Here is a 4,492-nt window from a genome sequence, read left to right as displayed (position 1 = left end):
ATTCTGCTCTTTTAAGTAGCGCCCTGTCCCCATAATGGTGCCAGTGGTGCCCATGGAGCTGATAAAGTGGGTGACCTTACCACCAGTTTGCTGCCAGATTTCCGGCCCAGTGCTCTGGTAATGCGCCAGCGGGTTATCACTGTTACCAAACTGATTCAGCACCCGACCCCGGCCTTCCTGTTCCAGCTGCATTGCCAGATCCCGCGCCCCTTCCATGCTGGCTTCCTTGCTGACCAGAATCAGTTCAGCACCGTAAGCCTGCATTGACCACTTGCGTTCATCGGAGGAGTTTTCCGGCATGATCAGGATCATCTTGTAACCCATCACCGCAGCGGCCATTGCAAGGGCTATGCCGGTATTGCCGGAAGTGGCCTCAATAATGGTGTCACCGGGTTTAATGTCGCCCCGTGCTTCGGCCTCACGGATCATCGAAAAAGCCGGGCGATCTTTAACTGAGCCGGCGGGGTTATCTCCTTCCAGCTTGGCAAGGATGGTGTTGTTTTTTCCTGCACTCATGCGCTGCAGGCGAACCAGGGGGGTATTACCAACCAGATCGGCCACGGTGGGCCAGAGGGGAGATGTGCTGGACATCGTTTTGTTCACTCCACTAGGGGTTGTTCTGACACTCAGGACAAGAGATCCACCACCAAACCTTTGATATTCACCAGCCTGCGGGCAATTGAAACTCGATCCTTCTGCTCGGTCATGACCAGCTGCAGCAGCTCTTCGGCTTCTTCGTTGATACGACGTACCACCTGATGCCGATCAGCCGGATGCCAGCCCGGACCAACACTTTCCACCTGAAAGCCACCCTTGACCACCTTGCCCAGAATATTCGCCAGCAGGGCACGGAAGACCTCAAGGTTGCCCAGAGTGGGATTACGCTCCAGCTCATCTCCAGCTTTACCCAGTAAATCCTGCAGCTGGTGCAGCTCACTTCTCAGGTCTGCACGTCCACCGGAAGATATCTGCTGTAGTAACTGATCATTAAAGCTGGGAGTATCACTGGTGGTTTTACCTGCTGTCTGGCTTGATCTGGCTTTCTGGCGATCCGAACGCAGGTTTTTTAACATGGTGTTAATGGGCAGCATGGGTCAGTTTTTTCCGTCTGCGGCATTCATGAAGAGAGGTTTTTCCAGCTTGTAACCCTGCTGTTCACAAAACTTTCGCAAGGCTGTGGCGCCTTCAGTCACCCGAGCTTCAAACTGCTCCTCCAGGGCGCGACGCTGTTGATCCTGTTTTTCTTTTTCAGCAGCATCCAGGGCATTTCTTTCGGCATGGGTTGCAAAACCCTGAGCCTTTTGATGCACCTGATCAAACACCTGCAGGCTTTCATGCTGAACGTGAACGCCTTCATCCAGCAGATCCAGAAAGACGCGGATACGCAGACAGCCTTCAGTCAGGTTGACCTGACGATCTTCCAGTGCACAGGCCAGCAACAGCAGGTTTTCCATCACATTCTTGCGAGCCTGCTGTGTTTCTTCAGCATGTTTTTCCTGCGCTCGTTGCAACTGGCGCTTGGCTTCCAGATGCACGTGCAAGGCATAACCTGCGAGGGGAATCAGAAAGGCGATGCCAACGGCCAGAAGGATTGCAGCATTTTGGGCGCTCATACAGGATTACTCTTGCGAAATATCAGCGCCCAAGGATAGCAGATGAACACCACTTAAGGCACTAGCCGGTGTTGCGTAAACCGGCAGCAATACCTGCAATGGTGACCATTAATGCTCGTTCCAGCATGGCCTGGTTTGCAGTTGTGCTGCATACACCCTGCTGCTCACAAGCCCGCACCCTCGCCATTAACTCAGCCTGCAACTGGTGCAGTGGAATAATGTAGGGGTTACGTACACTGATGGCCTGCTGTGTCAGCGGCACCTGCTCCAGCAGTTCCTGCTGTTCTCTCAGAGTCAGCAGGCATTGCACCAGCTGGATTTCCCGCTGCCGCAGACTCTCCCCCAAAGGTTTCAGAGCATCTTCCACCAGTAGTTCCTCATACTCCCGAACCGAGGCAAGATCCACCTTGGCCAGCACCATTTCCAGCATGTTGATGTTACTGGCAAAAAACGGCCAGCCTTCAATCATCTCGCGCAGTGCCGGAGTTTCACCTCGTGCTACAGCCTGCTCCAGTGCAGTATCACTGCCCAGCCAGGCAGGCAGCATCAGGCGTACTTGAGTCCAGGCAAAAATCCAGGGAATGGCGCGCAGCGATTCGATGCCACCACCGGGCTTACGCTTGGCAGGTCGACTACCCAGCGGTAATTTTGCCAGCTCCTGCTCTGGAGTCAGCTGACGGAAATAACGCACAAAATCTGGCGTATCCTTAACCAGCGCACGGTAACTGCCAACCGCTTCACTGGCTAAGCGATTCATCAGCTCGCGCCATTCCGGGCGGGGTGCGGGTGGCGGTGCCAGCGTAGCCTCCAGCACCGCGCAGGTGTACACCTCCAGCGCCCGCTCGGCCAAGGCAGGCAAACCGAATTTGAAGCGGATCATTTCACCCTGCTCGGTGACCCGCAGACGCCCCTGCACCGATCCCGGCGGTTGCGCCAGAATCGCCGCCTGAGTTGGGCCGCCGCCACGACCTACAGTGCCACCACGACCATGAAACAGCGTCAGGTGCACCTGATGACGAGCACACACGTCGGTAACGGCTTCCTGAGCCCGATACTGCGCCCAGCTGGCCGCCAGCTGACCGGCATCCTTGGCTGAATCGGAATAACCGATCATGACCTCCTGACGACCCTTGGTGTAGTCACGATACCAGGACAAGGACAACAAACCGTCAATCACACGAGGCGCACGCTCCAGATCGGCCAGGGTTTCAAACAGCGGCACAATACGCATGGGGCGATCCAGACCGGCAGTTTTTAACAACAGCGCCACTGCCAGCACATCCGAAGGTTGACCCGCCATGGAGATGACATAAGCACCCACAGCATCATGACGCTCAGCAGCAATGACCCCACAGGTATCCAGCACTTCACGGGTTTCATCACTGCAAGGCCAGTTTTGCGGCAACAGGGGGCGCGGATTGGTCAGCTCATGCAGCAGAAAATCCACCCGGCGCTGCTCATCCCATTCGGCGTAATCACCCAACCCCAGATACTGGGTGGCTTCAGAAATCGCCTGCGCATGGCGCGGTGCTTCCTGACGCACATCCAGGCGCAACAGATTCATGCCAAAAGCAGACAGGCGACGTAATATGTCTTTTAACAAACCGTCAGCAATCACCTGCATCCCCTTTGCACACAGGGATTCATAACAAAGCAGCAAGGGTTCTCGCAGGCCATCGGCATCAAACAGAATACGTTCATCTTCGTAAGGTTTGCCATCCAGCCGAGCTTTTAACCAGTCAAGTGTGGCTCGCAGCCTGTCGCGCACCTGCCCCAGCAGCACTCGGTAAGGCTCTCGCACCGGCCCGACACGCTTGATCAGTGCATCACAGGCATCATGCATCGACAGCTCAGAGCGCAGTTGATCGATATCCCGATGGTACAAATCTGCCGCCATCCAGCGTGATAACCACAAAACTTCCTGAGTGACACGAGAGGTGACTCGTGGATTACCATCCCGATCCCCCCCCATCCAGGAAGCAAAGCGTATGGGAGCAACATCCAGTGGCAGGGTTCGACCGGCGACAGCCAGCAAGCGCTCATCCAGCGCCCGGTAATAAGCGGGCACGGCCTGCCACAGGGAGTTTTCGATCACGGCAAAACCCCACTTGGCCTCATCCACCGGAGAGGGACGCTGACTGCGGATTTCATCGGTGTGCCAGGCCTGAGCAATCAACTCTTCTAGTCGTTGTAATACCAGCAGGCGCTTTTTCTCGTTACTGGACTGTTCATAATCCGCCAGGCAGGCATCCAGCGCATCGTATTTCTGGATCAGGGTGCGGCGACTGACTTCGGTTGGATGAGCAGTAAAAACCAGCTCGACCCGCTGATTGCAGAGACTGTTAAAAATTTCATCCGGCTGCAGCCCTGCACCCTGAAGTTTATTCAGCAGCAGGGTAAATCCGGGTTGCTCTCCACGACGATAATCTTCCACTACCCGTTCACGGGCGCGGTAGTGCTGCTCAGCGGCATTGGCAAGATTCAAAAACTGGGTGAAAGCACGCGCCACTGGCAAAAGCTCTTCATCGGCCAGATCTTTTAACGCCTCACTTAAAGCCTGGGGCGGCATATCACCCTGATGCACCTGCTTGGACAAAGACCGGATGGATTCCACCCGTGCCAGAAAATCCGCACCCAAAGCTGCACTCATGGTGCGACCTAAACCCTCTCCCAGAACCCTGACCTGTTCTCTCAATGAAGCGTCCAGATTGGTCATGCCGCCTTCCCCCTCTATAAAAAATGCAATGTTTTGCTGACCTGAACAATGGCATGGCTTAACAAGTGCAGCAAGCCCAAAAAACAAAAAAATCAAACTGTTTCCAGCATTGGGGTTGCTAAAGATCTGAGGATCATTATAATGCGCAGCCGTTGGCTATGTA

Annotated in this window: 4 protein-coding genes; all 4 read right to left on the bottom strand. The window is 55.0% G+C overall.

Annotated features, from left to right (window positions below; genetic code table 11):
- Positions 1–591: pyridoxal-phosphate dependent enzyme (locus IBX50_RS17550; protein ID WP_292257593.1), on the bottom strand; the 591-nt coding region annotated here is incomplete at its 3' end.
- A 35-nt stretch (positions 592–626) separates the two neighbouring features.
- Positions 627–1,091 carry a YaaR family protein gene (locus IBX50_RS17545; RefSeq protein ID WP_292257592.1) on the bottom strand — a complete coding sequence of 155 codons (465 nt, stop codon included), beginning with the start codon at positions 1,089–1,091 and terminating at the stop codon, positions 627–629.
- A gap of 3 nt (positions 1,092–1,094) precedes the next feature.
- A complete protein-coding gene (locus IBX50_RS17540; RefSeq protein WP_292257591.1) occupies positions 1,095–1,613 on the bottom strand; it encodes a DUF2489 domain-containing protein in 519 nt (172 codons plus the stop codon).
- Between the two features lie 61 nt (positions 1,614–1,674).
- A complete protein-coding gene (gene ppc / locus IBX50_RS17535; RefSeq protein ID WP_292257590.1) occupies positions 1,675–4,329 on the bottom strand; it encodes a phosphoenolpyruvate carboxylase in 2,655 nt (884 codons plus the stop codon).
- Positions 4,330–4,492 lie beyond the last annotated feature (163 nt).

The organism is Marinospirillum sp., assembly GCF_014859565.1.
This window is presented reverse-complemented; position numbering and strand designations above follow the sequence as displayed.